The sequence below is a fragment of the Pseudomonas sp. AC463 genome (assembly GCF_979253585.1).
This window is the reverse complement of the sequence record NZ_CEEDDZ010000023.1, coordinates 73,697-100,328: the sequence shown is the minus strand read 5'-3', so window position 1 is coordinate 100,328 and position 26,632 is coordinate 73,697. Positions and strand designations below refer to the sequence as shown.

General features: G+C 61.6%; 20 protein-coding genes. 15 read left to right on the top strand and 5 right to left on the bottom strand.

Annotation, left to right across the window (positions count from 1 at the left end):
• Nucleotides 1-363: 363 nt before the first annotated feature.
• From purU to AC0IYH_RS24760, 6 genes are read left to right on the top strand one after another with little or no spacing between them, the layout of a single operon-like run.
• The gene (gene purU, locus AC0IYH_RS24785; protein ID WP_116630102.1) at nt 364-1,230 is read left to right on the top strand and encodes a formyltetrahydrofolate deformylase; all 867 of its coding nucleotides are present in this window, start codon (nt 364-366) and stop codon (nt 1,228-1,230) included.
• A complete protein-coding gene (gene folD / locus AC0IYH_RS24780) occupies nt 1,227-2,132 on the top strand; it encodes a bifunctional methylenetetrahydrofolate dehydrogenase/methenyltetrahydrofolate cyclohydrolase FolD (protein WP_122773825.1) in 906 nt (301 codons plus the stop codon). Before purU ends, folD begins: the two co-directional genes overlap by 4 nt.
• Complete coding sequence (locus AC0IYH_RS24775) at nt 2,114-3,355, top strand: FAD-dependent oxidoreductase (RefSeq protein WP_116630100.1); 1,242 nt, start codon at nt 2,114-2,116, stop codon at nt 3,353-3,355. The genes folD and AC0IYH_RS24775 overlap by 19 nt, the downstream gene beginning before the upstream one ends.
• A 13-nt stretch (nt 3,356-3,368) precedes the next feature.
• On the top strand, nt 3,369-3,668 hold the full coding sequence (locus AC0IYH_RS24770; protein WP_471836683.1) for a sarcosine oxidase subunit delta: 300 nt from the start codon (nt 3,369-3,371) through the stop codon (nt 3,666-3,668).
• Nucleotides 3,665-6,562, top strand: a complete 2,898-nt coding sequence (locus tag AC0IYH_RS24765) for a 2Fe-2S iron-sulfur cluster-binding protein (RefSeq protein ID WP_471836681.1) — start codon at nt 3,665-3,667, stop codon at nt 6,560-6,562. Before AC0IYH_RS24770 ends, AC0IYH_RS24765 begins: the two co-directional genes overlap by 4 nt.
• Nucleotides 6,563-6,565: 3 nt before the next feature.
• Nucleotides 6,566-7,129: a sarcosine oxidase gene (locus AC0IYH_RS24760; protein WP_471836680.1), complete on the top strand. Its 564-nt coding sequence runs from the start codon at nt 6,566-6,568 to the stop codon at nt 7,127-7,129.
• A 37-nt stretch (nt 7,130-7,166) separates the two neighbouring features.
• Here the strand turns inward: AC0IYH_RS24760 and AC0IYH_RS24755 are convergent, their stop codons facing one another.
• Nucleotides 7,167-8,567 (bottom strand): purine-cytosine permease family protein, encoded by a 1,401-nt coding sequence (locus AC0IYH_RS24755; RefSeq protein WP_471836678.1) that lies wholly within the window; start codon nt 8,565-8,567, stop codon nt 7,167-7,169.
• A 321-nt stretch (nt 8,568-8,888) separates the two neighbouring features.
• On the opposite strand from AC0IYH_RS24755, the gene AC0IYH_RS24750 reads away from it, so the two are divergent.
• Nucleotides 8,889-9,374, top strand: coding sequence for a flavin reductase family protein (locus AC0IYH_RS24750; RefSeq protein WP_116630095.1), 486 nt, complete (start codon nt 8,889-8,891; stop codon nt 9,372-9,374).
• Between the two features lie 63 nt (nt 9,375-9,437).
• Here the strand turns inward: AC0IYH_RS24750 and AC0IYH_RS24745 are convergent, their stop codons facing one another.
• A complete protein-coding gene (locus AC0IYH_RS24745; protein WP_122773820.1) occupies nt 9,438-11,384 on the bottom strand; it encodes a methyl-accepting chemotaxis protein in 1,947 nt (648 codons plus the stop codon).
• A gap of 188 nt (nt 11,385-11,572) precedes the next feature.
• On the opposite strand from AC0IYH_RS24745, the gene AC0IYH_RS24740 reads away from it, so the two are divergent.
• From AC0IYH_RS24740 to AC0IYH_RS24730, 3 genes are all read left to right on the top strand, one after another.
• Nucleotides 11,573-12,616, top strand: coding sequence for an LLM class flavin-dependent oxidoreductase (locus tag AC0IYH_RS24740; RefSeq protein WP_116630093.1), 1,044 nt, complete (start codon nt 11,573-11,575; stop codon nt 12,614-12,616).
• A 183-nt stretch (nt 12,617-12,799) separates the two neighbouring features.
• Nucleotides 12,800-15,208 carry a glucose/quinate/shikimate family membrane-bound PQQ-dependent dehydrogenase gene (locus AC0IYH_RS24735; RefSeq protein WP_471836673.1) on the top strand — a complete coding sequence of 803 codons (2,409 nt, stop codon included), beginning with the start codon at nt 12,800-12,802 and terminating at the stop codon, nt 15,206-15,208.
• Between the two features lie 54 nt (nt 15,209-15,262).
• A complete protein-coding gene (locus AC0IYH_RS24730; RefSeq protein WP_471836668.1) occupies nt 15,263-16,528 on the top strand; it encodes a carbohydrate porin in 1,266 nt (421 codons plus the stop codon).
• Between the two features lie 163 nt (nt 16,529-16,691).
• On the opposite strand, the gene AC0IYH_RS24725 is transcribed toward AC0IYH_RS24730, so the two are convergent.
• Entirely contained in the window at nt 16,692-17,876 is a 1,185-nt protein-coding gene (locus AC0IYH_RS24725; RefSeq protein WP_122773817.1) for a XylR family transcriptional regulator, read from the bottom strand.
• Nucleotides 17,877-18,016: 140 nt separating this feature from the next.
• Here AC0IYH_RS24725 and xylA point away from each other — a divergent pair, with 140 nt between their 5' ends.
• The 4 genes from xylA to AC0IYH_RS24705 all read left to right on the top strand — a co-directional run bounded on the left by xylA (nt 18,017) and on the right by AC0IYH_RS24705 (nt 23,134).
• Complete coding sequence (gene xylA / locus AC0IYH_RS24720) at nt 18,017-19,333, top strand: xylose isomerase (protein WP_471836666.1); 1,317 nt, start codon at nt 18,017-18,019, stop codon at nt 19,331-19,333.
• Between the two features lie 112 nt (nt 19,334-19,445).
• Complete coding sequence (gene xylF, locus AC0IYH_RS24715) at nt 19,446-20,447, top strand: D-xylose ABC transporter substrate-binding protein (RefSeq protein ID WP_116630088.1); 1,002 nt, start codon at nt 19,446-19,448, stop codon at nt 20,445-20,447.
• A 5-nt stretch (nt 20,448-20,452) separates the two neighbouring features.
• A complete protein-coding gene (gene xylG / locus AC0IYH_RS24710; RefSeq protein ID WP_471836664.1) occupies nt 20,453-21,997 on the top strand; it encodes a D-xylose ABC transporter ATP-binding protein in 1,545 nt (514 codons plus the stop codon).
• Nucleotides 21,998-23,134, top strand: a complete 1,137-nt coding sequence (locus AC0IYH_RS24705; RefSeq protein ID WP_116630086.1) for a sugar ABC transporter permease — start codon at nt 21,998-22,000, stop codon at nt 23,132-23,134.
• 125 nt (nt 23,135-23,259) lie between these two features.
• On the opposite strand, the gene AC0IYH_RS24700 is transcribed toward AC0IYH_RS24705, so the two are convergent.
• Entirely contained in the window at nt 23,260-24,510 is a 1,251-nt protein-coding gene (locus AC0IYH_RS24700; RefSeq protein WP_116630085.1) for a glycoside hydrolase family 68 protein, read from the bottom strand.
• A 361-nt stretch (nt 24,511-24,871) separates the two neighbouring features.
• Complete coding sequence (locus AC0IYH_RS24695; protein WP_116630084.1) at nt 24,872-25,810, bottom strand: pectate lyase family protein; 939 nt, start codon at nt 25,808-25,810, stop codon at nt 24,872-24,874.
• Nucleotides 25,811-26,327: 517 nt separating this feature from the next.
• On the opposite strand from AC0IYH_RS24695, the gene AC0IYH_RS24690 reads away from it, so the two are divergent.
• The gene (locus tag AC0IYH_RS24690; protein ID WP_122773811.1) at nt 26,328-26,630 is read left to right on the top strand and encodes a DUF6124 family protein; all 303 of its coding nucleotides are present in this window, start codon (nt 26,328-26,330) and stop codon (nt 26,628-26,630) included.
• Nucleotides 26,631-26,632 lie beyond the last annotated feature (2 nt).

The following is a 26,632-nucleotide window of genomic DNA, read 5'->3' as shown; positions in this document are numbered from 1 at the left end:
GCGTGGCGGCGGCCCCCCACATCACTGTCGGATTACGGGCATGCCGAGCCTAGGCGAGGCACCGAGTGGTGGGGCGAAGCGTTTTTGGTTACTTTTGGCGCTCTTCCAAAAGTGACCCGCTGTAAGAGCGGAACCATACTCAGCCGTTACCGCAGCAACGGATATGCCCCCCAGGCGCCTCAAAAAATTCCCCACAGTTAAAAAACTTTCCCAAAACCCTAGACGCCCCGCCCCCATTCCCCTATAAAGCCACTTCAGGAATATTTTATTCCCAACAAGAAACCGCGCTCACGGAACGAGCCAGCTGTCCTCAGACATTTTTCGCTCTGCGATGAACTGCCGCCATCATCCCGAGGACGTGTCATGCAACACGAAAAGAACCACTTCATCATAAAGGTCACCTGTCCCGCCGTGTCCGGCATCGTCGCTGCCGTTACCACCTACCTGGCAGACAACGCGTGCTACATCGGGGAAATGGCGCAGTTCGACGATGACTTCAGCGGCCGCTTCTTCATGCGCGCCGTGTTCCGCTTCAATGACGGCCACACCGGCGACCTGCAACAGATCCGCGACGGTTTCGCCGACGTCGCCCGAGCCTTCGACATGCAGTGGGAACTGCACGACACCCGCGAACCCATGCGCGTGATGCTGATGGTGAGCAAGTTCGACCACTGCCTCACCGACCTGCTCTACCGCTACCACAAGGGCGAGATGGACATGACCATCACCGCCATCGTTTCCAACCACCTCGACCTGCGGCCCATGGCCGAGCGCGAGGGCATTCGCTTTATCTACCTGCCCGTGGCCAAGGACAACAAGGCCGCCCAGGAAGCCGAGCTGATGAAAGTGGTGGATGACACCCGTACCGAGCTGGTGGTGTTGGCGCGCTACATGCAGATCCTCTCCGACGACCTGTGCCGGCAACTATCCGGGCGGGCGATCAATATCCACCACTCGTTTTTGCCCGGTTTCAAAGGCGCCAAGCCTTACCACCAGGCCTATCAACGCGGCGTGAAGCTGATCGGCGCCACCGCGCACTACGTCACCAGCGACCTGGATGAGGGCCCGATCATCGAGCAGGAAGTGCAACGCGTCGACCACGTGTACAAGCCCGACGACCTGGTCGCCATCGGCCGTGACACCGAAACCGTGGCCCTGTCCAAGGCGGTCAAGTACCACCTGGAACACCGGGTGTTCCTCAACCAGGACAGAACGGTGGTGTTCCGGTGAGCGCCTGCAAACTGATCGACGGCAAGGCCGCCGCCGCGCGGGTGCTGCTGCAAGTGCGCGAGGACGTCACGCGCCTGCACGCGCAGGACATTCAACCGGCGCTGGCGGTGATCCTGGTGGGCAGCGACGCGGCCAGCCAGGTTTATGTACGCAACAAAATCCTGCGCGCCGAAGAAGTGGGCATCCGCTCCCTCGAACACCGGCTGCCCAGCGACACCAGCACCGAACAGCTGCTGATCCTGATCGGCCAACTGAACGCCAACCCGGCGATCCACGGCATCCTCCTGCAACTGCCGCTGCCGGCGCAGATCGACGAACTGCGCGCCCTCGAAGCCATTGCGCCGGACAAGGACGTGGATGGCTTTCACAGCCAGAACGTCGGCGGCCTCAGCCAGGGCCGCGCGGTGCTCACGCCGTGCACGCCGAGTGGCTGCCTGTATTTGCTCGAACAGACCCTCGGCGACCTGCGCGGCAAACACGCGGTGGTGGTCGGACGCTCGAATATTGTCGGCAAGCCCATGGCCGCGCTGCTGCTGCAGGCCGATTGTTCGGTGACGGTACTGCACTCGCGCAGCCATAACGCCCAGGCCCTGTGCCGCCAGGCCGATATCGTGATCGCCGCCGTGGGCCGCGCACGCTTGATTGATGCCAGTTGGTTGAAACCCGGCGCGGTGGTGATCGACGTCGGTATCAACCGCATCGACGACGACGGCCGCAGCCGCCTGGTGGGCGATGTCGACTTTGACGCCGCCCTCCCCCACGTCGCCGCCATCACCCCGGTGCCCGGCGGTGTCGGCCCGATGACCATTGCCTTCCTGATGAAAAACACCGTGGCCGCCGCCCTCGCGCAACACCACGCCCTACGCAGCCAATCGGAGGCCGTATGCCATTCAATCTATTGAAATACGGGCTGAGTTCCGAATACCCGGTGGAGGTGGACCTGCCACCGCCCAAGGAACTCAAGCCACGTTATGACGTGGTGATTATCGGCGCCGGCGGCCACGGCCTGGCCACCGCCTATTACCTGGCCAAGTACCACGGCATCACCAACATTGCCGTGCTGGAAAAGGGCTACCTGGGCGGCGGCAATACCGCGCGCAACACCGCGGTGATCCGCTCCAACTACCTCACCAGCGAAGGCGTGCGGTTCTACGCCGAGTCGGTGAAGATGTTCCAGAGCCTGTCCAACGAATTCGATTTCAACATCATGTACTCCGAGCGCGGGCAACTGACGCTGGCCCACACTGACGCCACCGTGCGCTCGTTCCGCCAGCGCGCCGAGGTCAACAAGCACTTCGGCGGGCGCACCGAGATGATCGACCGCCAGCAGATCCGCGAACTGGTGCCCAGCCTCAACCTCGACCCCGGCCACCTGCCTGTGATCGCAGGGCTCTGGCACATCGACGGCGCCACCGCGCGCCACGACGCCGTGGCCTGGGGCTACGCCAAGCAAGCGGCCAAGCGCGGCGTGGAAATCCATCAACTCACCGAAGTGCAGGACCTGGTGATCGAGCACGGCACCATCACCGCCGTGAAGACCAACCGTGGCACGATCAAATGCGGTTGCGCCGTGCAGGCGATTGCCGGGCACAGCTCATTGCTGATGGCCAAGGCCGGCATCCGCTCGCCGATCCAGACCTTCCCGTTGCAGGCGATGGTCACGCAGCCATTCAAGCCGTTTCTCGACCCGCTGGTGAGCTCGTCGGCACTGCACTGCTACGTGCAGCAGACCAGCCGTGGCGAAGTGGTGTTCGGCGGCGGCTCCGACCCCTACCCGCTGTTCAACACGCGCTCGACCCTGGAGTTGAAGGAAAGCCTGCTGGCCCACGCCATCGAGATGTTCCCGTTTTTGGCCAACGCCAAGTTGATGCGCCAGTGGGCCGGGATCACCGACATGACCCCCGACTACAGCCCGATCATGGGCCTGTCGCCGGTGAAGAATTACTACCTCGACGCGGGCTGGGGCACCTGGGGGTTCAAGGCCACGCCGATCTGCGGCAAGACCATGGCCGAGCTGGTCGCCAGCGGCGGCAAGGTGCCGGAGCTGATCAAACCGTTCGGCCTCGAACGCTTCTCGACCTTCCAGCAAGTCAACGAAATGGGCGCCACGGCGGCCAGCCACTGATGGAGAGCGGACTATGAAAATCATGACGTGCCCGCTCAACGGGCCGCGCAATATCAGCGAGTTTACCTACGGCGGCGAGTTCAAGCCGATGCCCGACCCGATCAACTGCAGCGATGCCGAATGGGCCGACTACGTGTTCAACACCGACAACCTCGCCGGCGTGGTGCGCGAATGGTGGATGCACACGCCATCCAGCTACTGGTTCCTCGCCGAGCGCCACACGGTCACCGATGAAATCCAGCGCACCTTCGACCCCAAGGAACTGTTCACTCACCGCGTCGACTTCACCACCGCCAAGGAGATCGCCGGATGAACCGCCTCCCCGCTCCCATGGGCTTGCTGATCCAACGCGATCAGGCCCTCGATTTCAGCTTCGACGGCCACGCCTACCAAGGCTTGCAGGGCGACAGCATCGCCAGTGCCTTGTTGGCCAACGGGCGCTTCCTGATCTCGCGCTCGTTCAAATACCACCGCCCACGCGGGCCGTTGACCATGGCCGGCCAGGACGCCAACAGCCTGGTGCAACTGCCCCATGAACCCAACGTGCTGGCGGATGCCCACGGCTTGACCGGCGGTTTGCAGGTGACCGCGCAGAACGTCAACGGCTCGCTGGACAACGACAAGGACGCGTACCTGGGCAAGTTCTCCAAATTCATGCCGGTGGGGTTCTACTACCGCTCGTTCTACAAGCCCAAGGGCATGTGGAAAGTGTGGGAGCCGATCATCCGCAAAAAGGCCGGCCTGGGCGTACTCGACCTCAAATTCCAACCCGAGTACTACGACAAGGCCTACCTGTTCACCGACCTCGCCGTGATCGGCGCCGGCCCCGCCGGGATGCAGGCGGCGCTGACGGCGGCGAATGCCGGGGCCAGGGTGTTGCTGATCGAGCAGCAGCCGATCCTCGGCGGTTCGCTGACCTATGCACGCTTCGACATCGCCGGTACCCGCGCCGACACGTTGCGCCATGAACTGCTGGCGGCAGTGCAGCAACACGCGAATATCCAAGTGCTCACCGACGCCACCTGCAACGCTTGGTTCACCGACAACTACCTGCCGGTGATCCAGGGCAAGCGCATGTACAAGGTGCGCGCCCGCCAGTGTTTGGTGTGCAGCGGCGCGTTCGACCAGCCGGTGGTGTTCCGCAATAACGACTTGCCGGGAGTGATGCTTACCAGCGCGGCGCAACGCCTGATGAAGCTCTACGCGGTCAGGCCGGGTAAATGCGCGGTGGTGCTCACCGGTAACGATGACGGCTACCTGGCCGCCCTCGACCTGCATGACCAGGGTGTGCAAGTGGCCGCAGTGATCGACCTGCGCCACGCGCCGGCCGACCAAGCCCTGCCGGGCGCTTTGGCCCAACGCAAAATCCCTTACATCAGCAACAGCACGGTCTTCGAGGGTCTGCATGAAAAAGGCCTGCGGCATATCAAGGGCGTCGACGTGCGCCAGATTACCGGCCAGGGCCAGGTCAGTGACAGCAAGCAAACGATCGACTGCGACCTGCTGTGCATGTCCGCCGGCTACATGCCGGTGTATCAACTGCTGTGCCAGGCCGGTGGCAAGCTGGCCTATGAAGACGCACGCGCAGAATTCAGCCTCAGCGGCCTGCCACACAACCTCGGCGTAGCCGGCTCGGTGCACGGCCAGCACCAGTTGGACAATGTGCTGGCCGACGCCACGAATGCCGCCGCCGACTGCCTGCTCGCCCTCGGCTTGAGCAGCAACGGCCCGCGCGTGCCGCTGCGCAGCGAAGCCCAGGTGAACTTCAACTGGCCGATCTTCCCGCACCCCAAAGGCAAGGATTTCGTCGATTTTGACGAAGACCTGCAAGTGGCGGATATCGTCAACGCCACCCGCATCGGCTATCGCGATGTGCAGCTGGTTAAGCGCTATTCCACCGTCGGCATGGGCCCGTCCCAGGGGCGCCACTCGGCGTTGCCGACGGCGCGGCTGGTGGCCTGGGCGACCCAGCGCAGTATCAGCGAAACCGGCGTGACCACCGCGCGGCCGCCGTTCGTGGCGGAAAAACTCGCCCACGTCGCCGGGCGTGCCTTCGACCCGTACCGCCAGACGCCGATGCACGCGCGGCATGTGCAAGCCGGCGCGAAGATGATGCCCGCCGGCATCTGGCAGCGCCCCGCCTACTACGGCAAGGCCCAAGACCGCGAAGCCTGCATGCAGGCCGAAGCGTTGCACGTGCGCAACAAGGTCGGGCTGATCGATGTGTCGACCCTCGGCGGCCTGGATGTGCGCGGCCCGGATGCCGCCGAACTGCTCAACCGCCTGTACACCTTTGCCTTCCTCAAGCAACCGGTGGGCCGCTCGCGTTATGCGCTGATGACCAACGAGCACGGGGTGGTGATCGACGACGGCGTGTGCGCGCGGCTGGCCGACAACCACTTCTACGTCACCGCCACCACCAGCGGCGTCGACCGCATCTACCAGCAGATGCTCAAGTGGAACGCGCAGTGGCGCCTGGATGTGGACGTGACCAACGTCACCGCCGCGATCTGCGCGGTGAACGTGGCCGGGCCGGATTCACGCAAGGTGCTGGAACAGCTGTGCAGCGACCTCGACCTCAGCGCCGAAGGTTTCCCTTACCTGGGCGTGCGCCAAGGCCGCGTGGCCGGGATCAAGGCGCGCTTGCTGCGGGTCGGGTTTGTCGGCGAGTTGGGCTATGAAATCCACGTGCCGGCGCGTCATGGCCTGGCGCTGTGGGATGCCTTGACGGCGGCCGGCAAGGCCTTCGACATCCGCCCCTTCGGCGTCGAAACCCAGCGCCTGCTGCGCCTGGAAAAAGGCCACGTAATCATCAGCCAGGACACCGACGGCATGACCCACCCGGCCGAAATCGACATGGGCTGGGCGGTCAGCCGCAACAAGCCATTCTTCGTCGGCCGGCGCTCGGTGGACATCCTCGAAGCCCAGCCGCTGAAACGCAAACTGGTGGGTTTCACCCTGCCCAAAGGCAGCGTGCAACCGCTGGAAGGCCACCTGGTGCTCAACGGCCCGGACATCAGCGGCAACGTCACCTCTTGCGAATACTCCGCCACCCTCGGCCGCATCGTCGGCCTGGCCTACGCCGGTATCGAACAAAGCACGCCGGGACAGCGCATTCCGATTCGCGTCGAAGGCGGCATCGTCGTCCAGGCCGAGGTGGTGCAACTGCCCTTCTTCGACCCAACTAACCAACGCCAGGAGGGTTAAGCCATGACCAGTCTGAAAGCCCACGACTTGATCACGCCGTGCCGCCTGATCGACCAGACCGACCTGCCTCGGGTCGGCTTTCGCGGCAGCTATTCCGCCGAGTACCTCAGCGGCCGCGGCTTCACTCTGCCGGACGCGCCCAACCACGCCACCGCGCAAGCGGATGGCAGCTTGGTGGCGCGGCTGTCACAGACCGAATACCTGCTGCTGGGCAGCCCCAAGGATCAAGGCCAGCGCATTGCCGATGAAGAAGCGCGCTGGGAGCTGGACCATCACGCCAACTACCTGCTGCCGCGCCAGGACAGCCATGCCTGCGTGCTGCTCAGTGGCGGTGTGATTGGGCAGGTGATGGCCAAGCTGTGTGGCGTCGATTTGAGCCATTTGGCGTTCAAGCCGGGGGCGGTGGCGCAGACCTCAGTGGCGCGCACCAACGCGATCATCATCCACACAGGAAGCGTGGAGCTGCCGGCGTTTCATATCCTGTGGGACCGCGCCTCGAAGGAGTACTTCGAAGGCGCATTGGAGGATGCTCTCGAGGAGTTTTGGGAAAGTACTCAATCGCGATGACGCACAGGCAACCGTGGCGAGGGAGCTTGCCACAGGGTTAGGTCAGGCGGTATAGCGCTTTGGCCTTTTGGGTGTGTTGACGTGTCGCCAGGCAGTAATACAACGGGCACGTCACCACCAACCCCACCAGCCACGATAGGTCCGCGCCTTCCACCAGGTTGGCCCACGGCCCCACATACAGCGAGGTATTGGCAAACGGCAGCTGCACGATGATGCCGATGAAATACGCCACGATCGCATGCAGGTTAAAACGCCCGTAGACCCCGCCGTCCGCCTGGAAAATCGAGGCGATGTCATAGACGCCACGCTTGATGATGTAGAAGTCGATCAGGTTGATCGACGCCCACGGCACCAGCACCAGCAACAGCGCCAGGATCAGGCCGATGAATTGCGAGATGAAGTCTGCCGACGCGCCCAACGCAACCATGCAGCAACCCGCGAGGACGATGCCCGAGAGCACCACACGCACTTTGATGCTGGGCGTCCAGTGGCTGGCGAAGGTCTGGATCGAGGTGATGATCGAGAGCACCGCGCCGTACAGGTTCAGCGCGTTGTGGCTGATGATATTGAGCAGGAACAGCACCATCAGGATCGGCCCCAGCCAGCCGGTGGCTTGCTTGACCGCGACCATGGCTTCGGTGCCCTCAGGCGTGGCCAATGCCGCAACCAGGCCAAACGCAAACGACAGGATAGTGCCGAGGGTGGCGCCCAGGTAGGTAGCGAGAAACGGTCGGGTGATGCCGATATCCGCCGGCAGGTAGCGCGAGTAGTCGCTGGTGTAGGGCGAAAAGCTGATCTGCCAGATCACGCCAAGGGACACCGTGGCCAGCCAGCCGGCCAGGTTGAAGCCGCCACGGCTGAGGAAGTCGGCCGGCAGGTCATGGGCGAAGATATAGACAAACCCGGCGAGCAATGCGCTGCCCATCACCCAGGTGCCGATGCGGTTGAGGCTATGGATAAAGCGATAGCCGATCACGCCGATGGCGGTGGCGCTGAGGGCGCCGATCAGGATACTCGCCGGCACAGGCACCGAGGGCACGATGCCGACGATGGATTTGCCGGCCAGCACGATGTTGGAAATGAAGAAGCCGATGTAGATCAGTGCGGCAAAAAACACGATCAACAAGGCGCCGTAACGGCCGAACTGGCCACGGCTTTGCACCATTTGCGGAATGCCCATGCGCGGGCCCTGGGCTGACGCGAGGGCAATCACGATGCCGCCGAGCATGTGCCCGAGGGCAATCGCCAGCAGCCCCCACAGCAGATTGAGGTGGAACACCTGGGCGACCATGGCGCCGGTGACGATCGGCAACGGCGCAATGTTGGTGCTGAACCATAAGGTGAACAGGTCGCGGGCCTTTCCATGGCGCTCTGCGAGAGGAACGTAATCGACCGTGTGATTCTCGATCAGGGGGTCTTGCCGGGACATCTGGGGCATGGAAATGGACTCGCTTTGGTCTGATCTTATAGTTGTTTGACGCCAAACCGGGGACGCTTCATGGCGCCCCTCAGATGAACACCATATTATGGTATTCCAACATTTTCACAAGACTGATCCGTAGTCTTAAGCTGCATCTGATCTGTAAGTGTGCCACATGCCCCATCGCCATTTCTGGTCTTAACCCCCGTATTTACTGGTTATAAGACCAAAGGTTGACGTTTGTCGGCGGTTTGAAAAAGCGGTTGCATCGATTGTATTACGGTATACCATCAGACCTATAAATCCATAAGAACCGCTTCAACGCCAGAGGACATACCCATGATCGATGCCGCCATCTACAAACAAGTGATGGGTTCGTTTCCGTCCGGGGTCACCGTGATCACCACGCTCGATGACGACGGGCAAATCGTCGGCCTGACCGCCAGTGCCTTCAGTTCGTTGTCCATGGAGCCGGCGCTGGTGCTGTTCTGCCCCAATTACAGTTCCGACTCGTACCCGGTGCTGATAAAGAACAAGCGCTTTGCGATTCATGTGCTGTCCGGCGGGCAACAAAGCGAGGCCTATGCGTTTGCACGCAAGGGCAAAGACAAGGCCCAAGGCATCGAATGGACCTTGAGTGAATTGGGCAACCCGATCCTGGCCAATGCCACGGCGGTGATCGAGTGCGAGTTGTGGCGCGAATATGAAGGTGGCGACCACGCGATCATGGTCGGCTCGGTGAAGAACCTGATCGTGCCCCAGCAGAACGCCGGGCCACTGGTGTATTGCCATGGGAAGATGGGGGCGTTGCCGGTCGTTGCCTGAGTAACACACACAACCAATGTGGGAGGGGCCTTGCCCCCCTCTCACATTTAACTGCATTCCAGGTCAGGTCCGGAACCGGCTGACCAACTGGTTCAACGTCTGCGACAACGCCGTCAACTGCTGCGCATCCTGGCGCGTGGAGTCGGCCAGGCTCGCCACTAACTGCGCATCCCCGTGAATCTGGCTGATGTGCCGATTGATATCCTCGGCCACCTGGTGCTGCTCTTCGGCGGCGGTGGCGATTTGCGTATTCATGTCGCGGATCACGTCCACCGACTCGCGGATCAAGCCGAAGCTGGCCCGCGCGTCGTTGATCGACACCACGGTTTCCTGGGACACCTCAAGGCTGGCATGCATCTGCTTGCCCATCTGGTGTGTGCGCCGCGCCAGGTTGCCGAGCAGCCCGTCGATTTCACCGGTGGAGTCGGAGGTGCGTTTGGCCAGCGCGCGCACCTCGTCTGCCACCACCGCAAAGCCCCGCCCCTGCTCGCCGGCCCGCGCGGCCTCGATGGCGGCGTTGAGTGCCAACAGGTTGGTCTGCTCGGCAATCGAGCGGATGGTGCCAAGGATCGACTGGATGTCGTTGCTGTCCTTTTCCAGCTGCTCCATGGCCTGGGCGGAATGGCCGATTTCTTCGCTCAGACGCCCGACGCTGCTCACCGCCGCGTCGATCTGCTGCTGCCCGGTGTGGGCCTGGCGCTGGCCGTTGTCGGCCGAGTCGGCGGCCTGGCTGCAGGAGCGCGCAACTTCATTGGAAGTGGCGACCATTTCGTGGAACGCGGTGGAAACCATGTCCACCGCTTCGCGCTGACGCGCGGCGACGTCGGCCATTTCCACCGAGACTTCAGTGGCACTCCCGGAGCTGCTGTGGATCTGCCCGGCGGCCTGGCCGATGCGCTGGATCAGGGTGCGAATCGCTTCGAGGAACTGGTTGAACCAGCCGGCCAGTTGCGCCGTCTCGTCGCGGCCGTTCACCTCCAGGCGCGCAGTCAAATCACCTTCACCCTGGGCGATGCCTTCCAGACCGCTGGCCACGCCGCGAATCGGCTTGACGATCAGCCCGGCAAACCACGCACCCACCACCGCAAACAACACGCCGCACGCCAATGCGATGGCGGCGATCAGCCAGGTCAGCCGTACTGCGCCGGCCATCACTTCACTCTCGCGCACCAGCCCGACAAAGCGCCAGCCCAATGCCTCGGACGGCCACACCATTGCCATGTAACGCTCACCGGCCAATTCGACCTGCACCAGGCCGGGGCCGGCTTCGCTCAACTGGCGGTAGCCATCACCCAGCTCGCCGAGCGGCTTGAAGTTGTGGGACGGATCGCTTGGGTCCACCAGCACGGTGTTGTTGGCTTCCATCAACATCAGGTAGCCGCTCTCGCCCAGCTTGATCTGCTTGACCAGATCGGTCAGTTGCTTGAGTGACACGTCAATGTTGACCACCCCGCTCGCCTTGCCCTGGCGGTCGTTGAAACTCTGCACGGTGCTCACCAGTACCACATCATCGGCCGCCCAATAATAGGCTTGGGTGCGCAGGGTCTTGCCCGGCTGGGCCATGGCCGTCTTATACCAGGGCCGCGTGCGCGGATCGTAGTTGGCCAGCTTGGGGTCGCCGGGCCAGAACACGTAGCCGCCATCTTCGGTGCCGAGGGACAGGTAGGTGTAGGCCGAGTGGCTCTTGGCCAGGCCCTCGAACAACTCGAACAGCTGCTGGTCGCGTTCGCCAGGGGCGACTTGCGCGGCATCGCTGGCCAGGTAGCGTTTCACATCGCCATGGATGCTCTGCAGCTGTGGGTGCGCCGCCAGGTAGCCGACGTTCTGGCTGATGCCCTCGAAAAACAGTTGCATGGCATTGTCGACCTGGCGGATCTCGCGGCCACTGCTGTCGACAAAACCATCGCGGGCTTCATGCCGCACATTGAGGATGATCAGCACAGCCACCAGAATCACCGGTAGGCTGGCGATCACCGCAAACGCCAGGATCAATTTTTGTTTGATGTTCATCTAGCTCGCCTTCCTTGTGAGGTGAGGGTGCGACCGTTGGAGAGAAAAGTTTTGCGGATATTCCGTATTATGGTATACCAACAATCAATCCGCCGAACAGCCGTTATCACGGGCACGCTTCAGATTGGCGAGAGTACTTAAGGGCCCGCAGTCGACAGGCCGATCACAAAAGATTCGAGGTGAGCGTCATGAAGTTTTCGCTGTTCGTACACATGGAACGCTGGGATGAAAGTGTCAGCCACCGTCAGCTGTTCGAAGACTTGACCGAACTGACCCTGATGGCCGAGGCCGGTGGCTTCAGCACCGTATGGATTGGCGAACACCACGCCATGGAATACACCATCTCGCCCAGCCCGATGCCGTTGCTGGCTTACCTCGCGGCCAAGACCACCACCATTCACCTCGGCGCCGGCACCATCATCGCGCCGTTCTGGCACCCGCTGCGGGTGGCGGGCGAATGCGCATTGCTCGACGTGATCAGCAACGGGCGCATGGAAGTCGGCCTGGCCCGCGGTGCCTACCAGGTCGAGTTCGACCGCATGGCCGGCGGCATGCCCGCCTCCAGCGGCGGCCAGGCACTGCGCGAGATGGTGCCGGTGGTGCGCGCGCTGTGGAAAGGCGACTACGCCCACGACGGCGATATCTGGAAATTCCCCACCTCCACCAGCGTGCCCAAGCCAATCCAGCAGCCCAACCCGCCGATGTGGATCGCCGCCCGCGACCCGGACTCCCACAACTTCGCGGTGGCCAACGGCTGCAACGTGATGGTCACGCCGCTGATGAAGGGCGACGAAGAAGTCCTCGACCTGAAAAACAAATTCCAGGCCGCCCTCGACAACAATCCGGATGTGCCGCGCCCGCAACTGATGGTGCTGCGCCACACCCACGTGCACGCCGCCGATGACCCGGAAGGCTGGAAGGTCGGCGCCAAGGCGATCTCCAGGTTCTATCGCACCTTCGATGCCTGGTTCGGCAACAAGACCGTGCCGGTCAATGGTTTCCTGGAGCCGAGCCCGGAAGAAAAATTCGCCGCGCGCCCCGAGTTCGAACTGGAAAGCCTGCACAAAACCGCGATGATCGGCACCGCCGCCGAGATCATCCCGCGCATCCAGTACTACCAGGAACTGGGCGTGGATGAGTTCAGCTTCTGGTGCGACAACAGCCTGCCCCATGCCGAGAAGAAGAAGTCGTTGGCGCTGTTTATCGAACAGGTGGTGCCGGCGTTTCGTTGATTCATGAGGTGGGAGGGGCAAGCCCCCTCCCACCTGTCTACACTCTCCCCACACACGCGACATTTAGCCTCAGCCCATCATCGCAGCACCTGCAATAGTCTATTGCAGGACTCTAATGTACTAACCAGTTACTTATCTTGCTAAAATCGCGTCTTTGCCCTCTCTCACTCGAGTCTTTTCGATATGAAACGAGCATCGCGCGCCACTGGCGTCTCTAGATTCTTACTCCTGGGCCTGGGCGTTATCATCGCCCTGCTCGGCCTCGCGCTTGCCGTCGGCGGCGTAAAACTGGTCAGCCTGGGAGGTTCCTGGTACTTCCTGGTGGGCGGCGCGGTGATGGCCGTTTCCGGTCTGTTGATTGCCCTGCGCAAGCCGGCCGGCGCGTGGTTATTCGCCGCGTTCCTGGTGGGCACCGCGATCTGGGCCGTGGCCGATGTGGGCCTGGTGTTCTGGCCGCTGTTCTCGCGGGTGTTCATGTTTGCCGCGATCGGCATGGTCGTGGCGCTGGTCTACCCGCTGCTCGTGGGCAGACCGGCACGCGCTGCCTACGGTGTCGCTGCCGTATTGGCGGTAGGCGTAGCGGTTGCGGCGGGCAATATGTTTGTCGCCCACCCAAGCGTCGCTCCGACCGGCGCCGGCCCGGGCATCACGCCGGTGGCCGCCGCCGATGCGCAGAAAGACTGGGCCCACTACGGTAATACCGAAGGCGGCAGCCGCTTCGCTGCGCTGGACCAGATCAACCGCGACAACATCGACAAGCTCAAAGTAGCGTGGACCTACCACACCGGTGACGTGGCCATCAGCGACGGCAACGGCGCCGAAGACCAGCTGACGCCCCTGCAGATCGGCAACAAAGTCTTCATCTGCACGCCGCACAACAACCTGATCGCCCTCGACGCCGACACCGGCAAAGAGCTGTGGAAGAACGAAGTTAACGCCAAGTCGGCGGTGTGGCAGCGTTGCCGCGGCATGGCGTATTTCGACGCCACCGCGCCGCTCGCCCAGCCGACCCAGCCAAACAGCTCGCCGATCATTGCCGCCAGCGTGCCTGCCGGTGCGCAGTGCCAGCGTCGCCTGCTGACCAACACCATCGATGCGCGCCTGATCGCCGTAGATGCCGACACCGGCAAATTCTGCGAAGACTTCGGCACCCATGGCCAGGTGGACCTCAAGGCCGGCCTGGGCAATGTGCCGGACAGCTACTACCAATTGTCCTCCGCGCCACTGATCGCCGGCACCACCGTCGTGGTCGGCGGCCGCGTCGCCGATAACGTGCAAACCGACATGCCGGGCGGCGTGATCCGTGGTTTCGACGTGATCACCGGCCAAATGCGCTGGGCTTTCGACCCCGGCAACCCGGAAGACAAAAAAGCCCCGACCGGCGACAGCACCTACGTGCGCAGCACGCCGAACAGCTGGGCGCCGATGTCCTACGACCCGCTGATGAACACCGTGTTCCTGCCGATGGGCAGCTCGTCCACCGACATCTACGGCGTGGAACGCACCCAGCTCAACCACAAATACGGTGCTTCCGTACTGGCGCTGGACGCCTCCACCGGTGCTGAAAAGTGGGTGTACCAGACCGTCCACAATGACCTGTGGGACTTCGACCTGCCGATGCAGCCAAGCCTGATCGACTTCACCCCGCCAGGCAGTGACAAAGCCGTACCTGCGGTAGTGATCGGCACCAAGGCCGGGCAGATCTATGTGCTCGACCGCGCCACCGGCAAGCCGCTGACCGAGGTCAAGGACGTACCGGTCAAGGCCGCCAACATCCCCAACGAGCCTTACTCGCCGACCCAGCCAAAGTCGGTGGGCATGCCGCAGATCGGCGCGCAAACCCTGACCGAATCGGACATGTGGGGCGCCACCCCGTACGACCAGCTGCTGTGCCGCATCGACTTCAAGGGCATGCGCTACGACGGCCTGTACACCGCGCCGGGCACCGATAAATCCCTGAGCTTCCCGGGTTCGCTCGGCGGCATGAACTGGGGCAGCATCTCCACCGACCCGGTGCACGGTTTTATCTTCGTCAACGACATGCGCCTGGGCCTGTGGATCCAGATGGTGCCGGCGCAGAAAAACGCCCAGGCTTCCTCCGGTGGCGAAGCGCTGAATACCGGCATGGGCGCCGTCCCGCTCAAGGGCACGCCGTATGCGGTGAACAAAAACCGCTTCCTGTCGGTGGCCGGCATTCCGTGCCAGGCGCCGCCGTTCGGCACCCTGACCGCCATCGACATGAAAACCCAGAAAGTCGCCTGGCAAGTGCCGGTCGGCACCGTTGAAGACACCGGCCCGCTCGGCATCCGCATGCACTTGCCGATCAAGATCGGCCTGCCGACCCTCGGCGGCACCCTGTCGACCCAGGGCGGCCTGATCTTTATCGCCGGTACCCAGGACTTCTACCTGCGCGCCTTCAACAGCGGCAACGGTGATGAAATCTGGAAAGCCCGCCTGCCCGTCGGCAGCCAGGGTGGCCCGATGACCTATGTGTCGCCGAAAACCGGCAAGCAGTACATCGTCATCACCGCCGGCGGTGCACGCCAGTCCACCGACCGTGGCGACTACGTGATCGCCTACGCCTTGCCATAACCCCCTCCAGGCGCGGTGCCCCCCGCACCGCGCCTTTTGCTTTGGAAAACCCGCATGACCCCCTCTTCTCATCTTTCCCTTGGGCGCCTGTTGCTGGGCCTGGCCTTGGGCGCCGCCCTGCCCGTACAAGCCGACGACACCACACTGACCGGCGACTGGGGCGGCCTGCGCCGCGAGCTGGACGAACAAGGCATTCGCTTTACCGGCGACTACAGCGGCGAAACCGCCTACAACGCCCACGGCGGCCAGCACCGCTCGGCGCGCTACTCGCAAAACCTCAAGCTGGGCGTGCAGTTCGATCTGGGCAAGCTGTATGGCTTCAATAACGGCGACCGCATCCAGCTGACCCTCAACGACCGGCGCGGCAACAGCGCCTCCGAGGACCTGGTGGGCAACCGCCTGCCGATCCAGGAAAACTACGGTGGCCTCTACACCCGCCTCACCGAACTGAGTTACGAGCGCACGCTGTTCACCCCGGCGCTGAACCTCAAGCTCGGCTACATGGCCATGGGCAATGACCTCGGCGGCCTCGACAGCGGCATCCTGTGCAACTTCATGAACGCCGGTTTCTGCGGGCACCCGCTGAACATGTCCGGTGGCAGCGGCTGGACCAACTACCCGAACGCGCGCCTGGGTGCGCGGGTGAAATACGACTTCTCACCCAACTGGCAGCTGCGTGTCGCGGCTTTCAATGTCGACCCTGAGAGCAACGGCGACTCCAGCCGCGCCTGGAAACTGAGCTCCAAGCACACCACCGGCACCGTGGTGCCCATCGAGCTGATCTACAAACACGCGGGCACGCTGCCGGGTGAATACAAACTGGGCTATTACTACGACAGCTCCGACGTCAAACGCATCGGCAGCGATAAAGACGTGAGCGGGCGCGGCGGGCACTACCTGCTGATCGACCAGGCGGTGTGGGCGTCCAGCTCATCCGCCGGCCGCGTGCTGCACGCCTTCGGCCAATACTCGGCGGCCAGTGAAGCGGCTTCACCGTTCAGCAAGTGGTACGGCGCTGGCGTGGTGTTGTACAAGCCGTTCGAGGGTCGACCACGGGATACCGTCGCCCTGGGTTATGGCCGCGCGGTGCCGAATACGCGCAGCCGGGATGTGCAGGAACTGGCCGCGGTCAAGGCTGGCAACGATTACCCCAACCTGAACAACGCCGAACAGCTGATCGAACTCAGCTACGGCTACCAGGCCACGCCGTGGCTGAACCTGCGCCCGGATGTGCAATACATCATCGAGCCGGGGGCGTTTTCCGGGGAGAAGATCGATAACGCGCTGGTGTTGGGCCTGCAGGTCAAGGCAGTGTTCTAATCCCCTGAAACGCGGTCAAATTTGTGGGAGGGCGGTGCGACGATTCGACTTGCCCCCGATAGCGGTGGATCAGCTACATAATTGTTGGCTGACCCACTGCAATCGGGGGCAAGTCGAATCGTCGCACCGCCCCTCCCACATTTGGCTCCCCTGTGTCCTTTAGTCATGTAGTTGCCAGGGAACCCTGCTGATACTCCCTCGGCGTACACCCAAACTCGCGCCGAAACACCGTGTGCAGGTACTGCGCCGACTTGAAGCCGCAGCTCGAGGCGATATCGGCAATCGCCAGGCCCTGGCTTTCCAGGCCTTTGGCAGCGGCGGCGAGTTTGAAGCGCAGGATCTCGTCATGCACGCTGCACCCGCGCACCTTGCGAAAGTGCGCTTCCAGGGATGAGCGCGACACGCCGACATAGGCCGCCACCTGCGCGGTCTTGATGCCCTGGCAGGCGTACTGGCGGATAAACAGCAGCGCCTGCATCACATACGGATTGCCCAAGGGTTGATGCAAGCTGGAGGCCTGCACATTGATCGCCTCCGGCGGCACCAGAATCTGCGTGCCGGTGCAGGGCTTGCCATGCAGCATCTGGTGCAGCAGCGCCGCCGCCGTGCGGCCCATGGTTTCCGTGCCCTGGATCACCGAACTCAGCGGCACCCGCGTGAGGGTGCGAGTCAGCGGGTCGTTGTCGATGCCGATCAACGCCACTTGCTCCGGTACGGCGATGCCGGCGGTGAGGCAGGCTTGCAGCAATTGCCGGGCGCGCGCATCGGTGACGGCGATGATGCCGATGGGCTTGGGCAAGGCCTGCAGCCAGGCGATCTGCTGCTCCACCGCGCTGTCCCACAGCGGCGCGCTGGTGCCCAGGCCGCGATACACCTCCACCGGCAAACCGTCGCGGTGCATCAGGCGTTTGAAGGCTTTTTCACGCTCCTGGGCCCAGCGGTTGGCCTGGGCTTCGGGCAGGCTGAAACAGGCAAAGCGCGTCAGCCCGGCTTCGATCAGGTGCTCGTAGGCCAGCTTCATCAACGCATCGTTGTCGGTGGCCACATAGGGAATGCCCTGGGGGTAGGCGCGCGCGTCCTGGTAGGAGCCGCCGACCGCCACCACCGGCAGCTTGCAGCCGGCCAGCGCCTCGCCGATCAATGGGTCATCGAAGTCGGCAATGATGCCGTCACCCTGCCAGCGCTCGATGCCTCGCAGGCGACACAGGAAGTCCTCTTCGAGGAACAGGTCCCAGGATGCGCGGGTGCTGCTCAGGTAATTGCCGATGCCGGTGATGATGCCCCGGTCGTAGATTTTGCTGCCGTTGAACAGCAAGGCGATGCGATGCACGGGCGGTAGGGTTTTCATTGTTGTTGTCCTGAGGCCGGTGACCACAGGTTAGCCCTCGCCACTCAAAATCGCACTACACCTTGGTGATTTTCATAATCGGCAGGCCAGGCGCCGTTGCTAGTATCGGGACACCGCCAAGAACAATAAGGAAAAACGCCATGCCGTACTTCCCCGGTGTCGAGAAGATCCGCTTCGAAGGCCCCAGCAGCGACTCGCCCCTCGCCTTTCGCCATTACGACGCGAATAAACTCATCCTCGGCAAACCCATGCGCGAACACCTGCGCATGGCCGCCTGCTACTGGCACACCTTCGTCTGGCCGGGCGCAGACATGTTCGGCGTGGGCACCTTCAAACGCCCGTGGCAGAAGAGCGGCGACCCGATGGAACTGGCGATCGGCAAGGCCGACGCGGCCTTTGAGTTTTTCTCCAAGCTGGGCATCGACTACTACAGCTTCCACGACACCGACGTGGCCCCGGAAGGCAGCTCGCTCAACGAATACCGCAACCACTTTGCGCAGATGGTCGACCACCTCGAACGCCATCAGGAACAGACCGGCATCCAGCTGCTATGGGGCACCGCCAACTGCTTCAGCAACCCGCGCTTTGCCGCCGGCGCCGCGAGCAACCCGGACCCGCAGGTGTTCGCCTACGCCGCCGCGCAAGTGTTCAGCGCGATGAACGCGACCCTGCGGCTCAAGGGTTCCAACTATGTGTTGTGGGGCGGCCGCGAAGGTTATGAAACCTTGCTCAATACCGACCTCAAACGCGAGCGCGAACAGCTCGGGCGCTTTATGCGCATGGTGGTCGAGCACAAGCACAAAATCGGCTTCAAGGGCGACCTGCTGATCGAGCCCAAGCCCCAGGAGCCGACCAAGCACCAATACGATTACGACAGCGCCACGGTGTTCGGCTTCCTGCATGAGTACGGCCTGGAACACGAGATCAAGGTGAATATCGAGGCCAACCACGCGACCCTGGCCGGGCACAGTTTTCATCATGAGATCGCCACCGCCGTGTCCCTCGGCATCTTCGGCAGTATCGACGCCAACCGTGGCGACCCGCAGAACGGCTGGGATACAGACCAGTTCCCCAACAGCGTCGAAGAGATGACCCTGGCCACCTACGAGATTCTCAAGGCCGGCGGTTTCAAGAACGGCGGCTACAATTTCGACTCCAAGGTGCGCCGCCAGAGCCTCGACGATGTCGACCTGTTCCACGGCCACGTGGCCGCCATGGACACCCTGGCGCTGGCCCTGGAACGCGCGGCCGCCATGGTGCAAAACGACCGCTTGCAGCAGTTCAAGGACCAGCGCTACGCCGGTTGGCAGCAGCCGCTGGGCCAGGCGGTACTGGCCGGGGAGTTCAGCCTGGAGTCACTCGCCGAGCATGCGTTTGCCAACGAGCTTAACCCGCAGGCCGTGAGTGGGCGGCAGGAGATGCTCGAAGGCGTAGTCAACCGATATATCTATGGTTGAAGCGCTGTGACATTTGCGCGACAAAACTTGGCGCGCAAATGTCCAGGGACCCTCTACAGTTCTACCCGCACCACGCTGTGTCTTTCCAACAACAATAAAAGGACGCACCACCATGAAAGCATTCACACGTACCCTGCTCGCCTCTGCCCTGGCCCTGCTGGCCCTGCCGGTGATGGCCGATTCCGCCCACCCGAAAATCGGTTTCTCCATCGACGACCTGCGCCTTGAACGCTGGTCCCGCGACCGCGACTATTTTGTCGCAGCGGCAGAAAAGCTTGATGCCAAGGTCTTCGTGCAGTCCGCCGATGCCAACGAGCAGAAGCAAATCTCGCAGATCGAAAACCTCATCTCACGCGGCGTCGACGTGATCGTGATCGTGCCGTTCAACGCCACGGTGCTGACCAACGCGGTCGCCGAAGCCAAGAAAGCCGGGATCAAAGTGGTGTCCTATGACCGCCTGATTCTCAATGCAGACATCGACGCCTACATTTCCTTCGATAACGAAAAAGTCGGCGAAATGCAGGCCAGCGGCGTGCTGCAAGCGGCGCCCAAGGGCAACTACTTCCTGCTCGGCGGCGCGCCCACCGACAACAACGCCAAGGTGCTGCGCGAAGGCCAGATGAAAGTGCTGCAACCGGCCATCGACAAGGGCGACATCAAGATTGTCGGCCAGCAGTGGGTCAAGGAATGGAACCCGACCGAAGCCCTGAGCATCGTCGAAAACGCCCTGACCCGGAACAACAACAAGATCGACGCGATCGTCGCCTCCAACGACGCCACCGCCGGCGGTGCGATCCAGGCCCTGGCCGCGCAGAAACTCGCGGGCAAGGTGCCAATCTCCGGTCAGGACGCCGACCTCGCCGCGATCAAGCGCGTGATCGACGGCACCCAGACCATGACCGTGTACAAGCCGCTCAAGCTGATCGCCTCGGAAGCCGCCAGGCTCTCGGTGCAACTGGCGCGTAACGAGAAGCCCACCTACAGCTCGCAATACGACAACGGCAGCAAAAAGGTCGACACCATCCTGCTCACCCCGACCCCGTTGACCAAGGCCAATATCGACCTGTTGGAGAAAGACGGGTTCTATACCAAAGAGCAGATTGCCGGGCAGTGACCGTGATGGCCGACTACCTCCTGCAAATGAACGGCATCGTCAAAAGTTTTGGCGGTGTCAACGCCCTCAACGGCATCGATATCAAGGTGCGGCCCGGTGAGTGCGTGGGCCTGTGCGGTGAAAACGGTGCCGGCAAATCTACCTTGATGAAGGTGCTGTCGGCGGTCTACCCGTACGGCACCTGGGAGGGTGAAATTCTCTGGGATGGGCAACCGCTCAAGGCCCAATCCATCAGCGAAACCGAGGCCGCGGGCATCGTCATCATCCACCAGGAACTGACCCTGGTGCCCGACTTGTCGGTGGCCGAGAACATCTTCATGGGCCATGAACTGACGTTGCCGGGCGGGCGCATGAACTACCCGGCCATGATCCACCGCGCCGAAGCCTTGATGCGTGAACTCAAGGTGCCGGACATGAACGTGGCGCTGCCGGTGTCGCAGTACGGCGGCGGTTACCAGCAACTGGTGGAAATCGCCAAGGCGCTGAATAAACAGGCGCGCCTGTTGATTCTGGACGAGCCCTCCTCGGCCCTGACCCGTTCGGAAATCGAGGTGCTGCTCGACATCATCCGTGACCTCAAGGCCAAGGGTGTGGCCTGCGTGTACATCTCCCACAAGCTCGATGAAGTGGCGGCGGTGTGCGACACCATTGCGGTGATCCGCGATGGCAAGCACATCGCAACCACCGCCATGGCGGACATGGACATACCGCAGATCATCACGCAGATGGTCGGCCGCGAGATGAGCAACCTCTACCCCACCGAGCCGCATGACGTGGGCGAGGTGATTTTCGAGGCGCGCAATGTCACCTGCTATGACGTCGACAACCCCAAGCGCAAGCGCGTGGACGACATTTCCTTTGTGCTCAGGCGCGGGGAAATCCTCGGCATCGCCGGGCTGGTGGGCGCCGGGCGCACGGAGCTGGTGTCCGCGTTGTTTGGCGCCTACCCCGGCCGCTACAGCGGCGAGGTGTGGCTGGACGGCGAGGTGATCGACACACGCACGCCGCTCAAGTCGATCCGCGCCGGGCTGTGCATGGTGCCCGAGGACCGCAAGCGCCAAGGCATCATCCCCGACCTGGGCGTGGGCCAGAACATCACCCTGGCGGTGCTCGGCAACTATGCGCACATGACCCGCATCGACGCCGAAGCCGAGCTGGGCAGCATCGACCAGCAGATCGCGCGCATGCACCTGAAAACCGCCAGCCCGTTTTTGCCGATCACCAGCCTGTCCGGTGGCAACCAGCAAAAGGCCGTGCTGGCGAAAATGCTCATGGCCAAGCCCAAGGTGCTGATCCTCGATGAACCCACGCGCGGCGTGGACGTGGGCGCCAAGTATGAGATCTACAAACTGATGGGCGCGCTGGCCGCCGAGGGCGTGGCGATCATCATGGTGTCCTCGGAGCTGGCCGAGGTGCTCGGCGTGTCCAACCGCGTGCTGGTGATTGGCGACGGCCAGTTGCGTGGGGATTTCATCAACGAAGGGCTCACCCAGGAACAGGTGCTCGCCGCCGCGCTCAGCCAAAACAATAACAATCGGAAGACCGCGTAGATGAATCAGGTCAAACACCTTTTTACCCGCTACAAAATGCTCGCCCTGGTGATCGCCGTGGCGGTGATCTGGCTGTTTTTCAGTTGGCAGACCGAGGGTGGTTTTCTCACGCCGCGCAACCTGTCCAACCTGCTGCGGCAGATGTCGATCACCGGGATACTCGCGTGCGGCATGGTGCTGGTGATCATCAGCGGCGAGATCGACTTGTCGGTGGGGTCCATGCTCGGCTTGCTCGGCGGGCTGGCGGCGATTCTGGATGTGGTCTATCACGTCCCGCTGCTGGCCAACCTCAGCCTGGTAGCGCTGGCCGGGTTGATGATCGGCTTGGCCAACGGCTACATGACCGCCTACCTGCGCATCCCCTCATTCATCGTCGGCCTGGGCGGCATGCTGGCGTTTCGCGGGATTTTGCTGGGGATCACCGGCGGCACCACCATTGCGCCGGTTTCGCCGTCGCTGGTGTATGTGGGCCAGGGGTATTTGCCGCATTCGGTGGGGATTGGGCTTGGGGTGCTGCTGTTTGCCCTCACACTCTTTTTAACCTGGAAACAACGGCGCAACCGCGCATTGCATGGCTTGGCGGCGCATTCCCTGGTGCGTGATGTGCTGCGCGTTGGGCTGATTGGTGCGGTACTCGCCGGCTTCGTCACTACCCTCAACAGCTACGACGGCATCCCGGTGCCGGTGCTGCTGTTGCTGGTGTTGCTCGGCGTGTTCAGCTACGTCACCAGCCAGACCGTGTTCGGCCGCCGCGTGTATGCGGTGGGCAGCAATATGGAAGCCACGCGCCTGTCGGGCATCAATGTGCAGGCGGTGAAACTGTGGATCTTCGGCATCATGGGCGTGATGTGCGCCCTCGCCGGCCTGGTCAACACCGCACGCCTGGCGGCCGGCTCCCCGTCGGCGGGCAATATGGGTGAGCTGGATGCCATCGCCGCGTGTTTCATCGGCGGCACCTCCATGCGCGGTGGCTCCGGCACTGTGTACGGCGCGTTGCTGGGGGCGTTGGTGATTACCAGCCTGGACAATGGCATGTCGATGCTGGATGTGGACAGCTATTGGCAGATGATCGTGAAGGGCAGCATTTTGGTGCTGGCGGTGTGGGTGGATGTGAGTACGCGGGCCGGGCGGCGCTGAAGCCTGCCAACGCACCCAGTCATTCGAATCAATAATGCCGACCAATCAAGAGTGAACACTGTAGCTGTGGCCAGTGCTATCTCTTGACTGATCGGCATTAGCCTCTTAGGACTTTTTTGCTGGGTTTACTGGCTCAGTACAACATCACGCATCGCCGGGATGTAACCGTAGTCATAAGCCTCCTGCACAAACGAACGGTCCCCCTTCAATACAATCCTCACGGTAGGCGCCTCGGTGCCGCCAATACGGTAGTCATCGCCGGTGGTAGGCACGCTGTCGATAAACGAGGTCACCAAGCCATTGGGCATCACGCAATGCGAATAGGTTTGGAATGGCTGCGACGGTGGGTTGCCAAGCACCAGCCCAGAGGCATTCATCGGCGTGTAGGGACCAAACAGATGCTCGCCAACAAACCCGTAGACGCCATCCGGCCCCGTCACGCCGTCTGCATAGGTGAACTTGTGACTGATGGTGAACAGGTAATACTTGTTGTCTTGGAACACGTAATGCGGGCGTTCGGTTTGATCGTTCACGCCAACCGCCGTCACCAGCGGCGGTAGGATTTCCCATTCTTCACCGCTTAAGTCCTTGGCCACGGCAATGCCGATACAGCCCACTTGATAGCGCGCGCCACCGACTTCTTCATGGCCCGGTGGCACCAAACCGAGTTCATCCGGGCCCACCTCGTGAGTGCCACGTTCACCGGCGACATTGCCTTCAAACACCATGTACAACTTGCCATCGTTTGGGTCGATAAACGGGCTGGGGTCGCGGAAGTTCCAGGTCGAATTTTGCGCTTCGGTCTGGTAATACGTGCCATCGGCGTCAAACAGCGACTTGACCTCAGTGAAGCCTTCCAGGGTAACGCCGGTGTCCGAGGTGACCACCCGGCCTTTGACTTTGGCAATCGTGGCGCCCGGCGTTACGCAGGTGTAATACAGGTCGATATCGCCGTTGTTGTTGGTCAGGATCGGCGTACCCGCCCATTCACGGGTGGTCGGCGAAACCCCTTCGGCCATCACGCGGCCACCGAAGATCCAGTCTTTGCCAGTGCGCGAGTACCAGTAGCACATGCGCGCATGGCCGTGACGGTCTTCCCAATCACGCTTGATGTCGTAACGGCCATCGGCATTGATGAATTGTGGGTCATGCGGGCGACGGTCTGCGGTCAACGTGAAGATGACCGACCAACCATCGACGGATACCACCGTGCCATCCAGTTCACGCAAGGGCATGGTGTCCCAGATAAACACGGTGTCACTCATGACAGGAAAGTCGGGACTCACTAACGGCTGTGTCGTCGTCGGGTCATTTTCATTAACTTTCAGCGCATCGGCCCGGGTCCAACGAGTGGGTGTGTGATTCGCAGGTTTCATGATGATGTCCTTTTACTGACGCTTTAGTGACAAGCGAAGATTAAATAACACTCACAGCCAGCAACTTGATTGCGACTGAAAAGAGCGAGCCGTTGTTGGCTCTATAAGTGCGAAACAAGGTTTAACATGGAACCTTGCTCACCTCAACATGAAGAATTATTTAGATTACAAAGGCCATCACTGTACTTATATCCTTGATATAAAAATAATGGCATGCGCAATTAAGGTCTACTTAATAGAAAGTTAGCTAAACAACTACCATCATTCGTGCGTTTGTATCTTTATCCACGTAGGGGTAAGCAACGCCTCGATCAATCGAGGCGCTCCTGAGGAAGGTCAATCGTTAAAGAAACGCTTGGGTTCAGCCACCGAAGACCAGCGCCGCCGCCTGAGCACCGGCATTTTTCTGGGTGAAATCCTTGGCCTGGGCCGCGGTTTTCAAGGCGTAGTTGTAGTTGGAGCTCGCCGTCCACTGCCCCTTCGGCGACTTTTGGTTGGTGATCGCCGGCACACTGTTGGTGTCGGTGAAGGTGCCGGTGCCCTTATCGTCCAACATGCCTTTGTTCTGGCTGCCCTCGCCGAAATAATTGCTTTCCGAGAGGATATTGGCGTTCTGCGCCAGGGTAAAGCCCAGGTGGAAGTTATTCACGTAGTTGTTATACACGTGGAAATAACCATAACGCATCAACCCCGGCGCGCGCACTTCCATATTGTCGAAGCGGTTATGGCAGAGTGTGAGGCGTGGGTAGCCATTAAACTCCGCTTTGTTGTCATCGGCCGGGTGACCGAAGATCAAACCATACTTGTGGTTACCGAAGAAGCAGTTGCTGATAGTGGCGTAGTCGGCCTTTTCACCGATATACACCAACTTGTCTTCACTGCCATCCGTGGTAGACCAGGTGTGGCCGACAAAAGAGCAATGGTCGATCCAGTATTTGCTGCCGTAGTTCAGGTACACCTGAATATCGTCATTGGCCTTAATGCTTGCCGAATGCTTGAAGATAATGTTCTGCAGAATGATGTTCTGCGACTGCGCGGTGGCACGCAGGTGGATATTCTCCAGGGTACGGTTCTGGAAAGAGCCGATCAGGGTCTTGTTGGCGCCCATATTGACTTTGGTCAGGCTCGACGCCGAGATATTGCTGTTGATCACCAGCACCCGTGGGGTGGTGTCGCCAATATTGGCCTTGAGTTGATCGAGCGTGGTGATACTGACCACCGGGCCAGCCCAGCCGCCGGTGACTTTTGCCGCAAGGGCGAAACCGGTCAAGCCGGTGAGTTTGCTTTCTGGATACGACATGAGTTCCCTCTCTATAAATAAAAATGGCTCGGTTTGACGAGCCTGTGCATCAAGTTAATCCGTTAACTTGCACACAGTGTTTGGCATGGCTGAGGTTGCCGGGTGTTGGTCGATCAGCGCTTAAACACTGTGTTTATGTACAGTACTCGGCATCTGTTTTGCCGTCAACACTTGATCGAAAACAATCTGTAGGCGCTGGCCTTTTGTCATGGTTTGTAAAGGGCCAGCAAGGCGTGTCGCTTTTAATTGCAGGACGTTTCCTAGACAATCCCCGGCGCCTTGTGCCTGTTGGAATCGGGGGCTAGTCTGCGATCCGTCACTGCTTATCAGTGATCGGGTTTAGTCGCCCGCTAACCATCACGCGCACGGTCTTCCATCAGCTTTATGGTGGCTGTGCGTAGGGCACCTTCGGGTGCGCCGGATTCGCGTGATGGCCGGTCGACTAACCTGCGTACAGCCGCCACCCATTTGTTTAGTCGCGAAGGGTGTCGACTCCTAATCATCACGGAGTTACACCATGAACAAAGCCGTCCCCGACCCACCCCGCAGTTCAGCCAAAGACCGCGCAGCGTTCAACCGCGCCATCGACCATTACCTGCCTACCCACGGTGTTCAAATCGAAGAGTTAAGCTTCGAAGACGCCCTGCTCTATACCGCCAGTTTGCTCGACAGTGCTTCGGCCACTGCGCTCGATTGCGGTGAGCAATTGGCGAGCCCCGAACGCGCGAAAATTCTGGCGGTGTGGCATTTGCTGGAAATTGCCAGGACCACCGTGGACCGCTCCATCGAGTGCCTGAAACCGGCAAAAGCCATGGCCTGAAT

Bases quoted from the DNA above. Each gene is read 5' to 3' on its own strand.
- purU (WP_116630102.1), top strand. From the start codon at position 364: ATGCAACACGAAAAGAACCACTTCATCATAAAGGTCACCTGTCCCGCC.
- AC0IYH_RS24775 (WP_116630100.1), top strand. From the start codon at position 2,114: ATGCCATTCAATCTATTGAAATACGGGCTGAGTTCCGAATACCCGGTG.
- AC0IYH_RS24770 (WP_471836683.1), top strand. From the start codon at position 3,369: ATGAAAATCATGACGTGCCCGCTCAACGGGCCGCGCAATATCAGCGAG.
- AC0IYH_RS24765 (WP_471836681.1), top strand. From the start codon at position 3,665: ATGAACCGCCTCCCCGCTCCCATGGGCTTGCTGATCCAACGCGATCAG.
- AC0IYH_RS24760 (WP_471836680.1), top strand. From the start codon at position 6,566: ATGACCAGTCTGAAAGCCCACGACTTGATCACGCCGTGCCGCCTGATC.
- AC0IYH_RS24755 (WP_471836678.1), bottom strand. From the start codon at position 8,567: ATGCCCCAGATGTCCCGGCAAGACCCCCTGATCGAGAATCACACGGTC.
- AC0IYH_RS24750 (WP_116630095.1), top strand. From the start codon at position 8,889: ATGATCGATGCCGCCATCTACAAACAAGTGATGGGTTCGTTTCCGTCC.
- AC0IYH_RS24745 (WP_122773820.1), bottom strand. From the start codon at position 11,384: ATGAACATCAAACAAAAATTGATCCTGGCGTTTGCGGTGATCGCCAGC.
- AC0IYH_RS24740 (WP_116630093.1), top strand. From the start codon at position 11,573: ATGAAGTTTTCGCTGTTCGTACACATGGAACGCTGGGATGAAAGTGTC.
- AC0IYH_RS24735 (WP_471836673.1), top strand. From the start codon at position 12,800: ATGAAACGAGCATCGCGCGCCACTGGCGTCTCTAGATTCTTACTCCTG.
- AC0IYH_RS24730 (WP_471836668.1), top strand. From the start codon at position 15,263: ATGACCCCCTCTTCTCATCTTTCCCTTGGGCGCCTGTTGCTGGGCCTG.
- AC0IYH_RS24725 (WP_122773817.1), bottom strand. From the start codon at position 17,876: ATGAAAACCCTACCGCCCGTGCATCGCATCGCCTTGCTGTTCAACGGC.
- xylA (WP_471836666.1), top strand. From the start codon at position 18,017: ATGCCGTACTTCCCCGGTGTCGAGAAGATCCGCTTCGAAGGCCCCAGC.
- xylF (WP_116630088.1), top strand. From the start codon at position 19,446: ATGAAAGCATTCACACGTACCCTGCTCGCCTCTGCCCTGGCCCTGCTG.
- xylG (WP_471836664.1), top strand. From the start codon at position 20,453: ATGGCCGACTACCTCCTGCAAATGAACGGCATCGTCAAAAGTTTTGGC.
- AC0IYH_RS24705 (WP_116630086.1), top strand. From the start codon at position 21,998: ATGAATCAGGTCAAACACCTTTTTACCCGCTACAAAATGCTCGCCCTG.
- AC0IYH_RS24700 (WP_116630085.1), bottom strand. From the start codon at position 24,510: ATGAAACCTGCGAATCACACACCCACTCGTTGGACCCGGGCCGATGCG.
- AC0IYH_RS24695 (WP_116630084.1), bottom strand. From the start codon at position 25,810: ATGTCGTATCCAGAAAGCAAACTCACCGGCTTGACCGGTTTCGCCCTT.
- AC0IYH_RS24690 (WP_122773811.1), top strand. From the start codon at position 26,328: ATGAACAAAGCCGTCCCCGACCCACCCCGCAGTTCAGCCAAAGACCGC.